Annotated in this window: 1 protein-coding gene; it reads right to left on the bottom strand. The window is 32.3% G+C overall.

Features of this window, described 5'->3' with window-relative positions; genetic code table 11:
- Positions 1-440 precede the first annotated feature (440 nt).
- Positions 441-1,106 (bottom strand): CPBP family glutamic-type intramembrane protease, encoded by a 666-nt coding sequence (locus tag V7659_RS25325; protein WP_420491464.1) that lies wholly within the window; start codon positions 1,104-1,106, stop codon positions 441-443.
- Positions 1,107-1,345: the final 239 nt, after the last annotated feature.

Here is a 1,345-nt window from a genome sequence, read left to right as displayed (position 1 = left end):
TGAAATAAGGCACCAGTCTACCTAATGAACTTATAGTACCCACTTCTTATAAACTATTCTGCCCCGATAGTTCAATACCTAACGTTTTCATTTCTAAAATCAAGGTAATAATTCCTCTAATATAACGATTAAGGAGGAATTAATGTGTTATTGTCAAAATCCTGGGAACTTTATGAATCGGATAAAAGGATTGAAGGATTTTCTCCTCAGACTTTAAAAGTGTATAAGTCTAAATTTATTTACACTATATTATATCGTCTGGGCAACTTCTAATGGGTCATCAATAAATAGCTGATCCTCTAAATCGTCCCCTTCTTATGCTAATTTGCACCCTTTATTTAATCAAAAAAAAGCATCCAAATTTGAAGGATGCTTTCTTGTAAAACTCCCTTCTCAAATGTCCACTTAGATAAGCGTACACTCTTGTAGTTTCACTCTTTTCATGTCCCATTAAGAAATGAGATAAATATAGTATTAACTATCCCTGAAAAGGAATTAGCAGCTCCATGACATATCCAACTTGCTAAAAATCCATACTTTAAATAGACAAAGCTAAATAGTATCCCAGGTAAGATATAGAGAGGAAATGAATAAAGGTCAGGTCCATGAACGAGAGCGAAGAAAAATGATACCAGTATTACCCAGCCACTTATTAGTTTTTTATCTTTCATTTCAAATACTCGGTAGTAAACCTTATTCGCTACATTTTCTAAGAATATAAAAGGTTTAGAAATACTTTTATTCACATTTTTCTTTGTTACTAGAGGCTTTTTAATGAACGTTTGATAGAGGGCTAGATACGGCAAATAAACAATAAGAAAGAAGCGGAATAGAAATTCTTCACTAAAAGGTCCTATGATCCCTAACAATAAAATCTCACCAGCAGTTGTAAGTTCTTGATTCCCTATATATTGAGCTTTCCCAACCGATAATGGCTCTTTATCAAACAATACTGGAAAGTAGAAATAGGAATACACGAAAAAAAGCAATAATATTGCTAATAGAACGGGTAACAATACTACTCTATCAAAAGCTTTGACTCTGATGAATTGTGCAAAGAAGTGCTTCCTTAGGTCCGGAGAAGCAATCCAGAAGCAAATTAACATAATTGAAGGTCCAAGAAAAATGTCTAAATCGTTATCAGAAATACCTAAATGAAACCTATCGTTCAAAAACATAATTGATAGCATGAATAATAAAGAGGAAAGAAAAAATAAAGATACATTCTTTAATATTCGCATGAATTTTTCACACCCTATGCCTTTTATACATAGTTATGAAGACAAGCTAATGTATATAACATTTACTTGCAATCTTCTTTACCACTTACAATAAGAAAAGCCGC

The organism is Neobacillus drentensis, assembly GCF_036966985.1.
GTDB lineage: Bacteria > Bacillota > Bacilli > Bacillales > Cytobacillaceae > Neobacillus > Neobacillus drentensis_E.
Note: the sequence above shows the minus strand (reverse complement) of the source record. Positions and strands in the feature narration are given on the sequence as shown.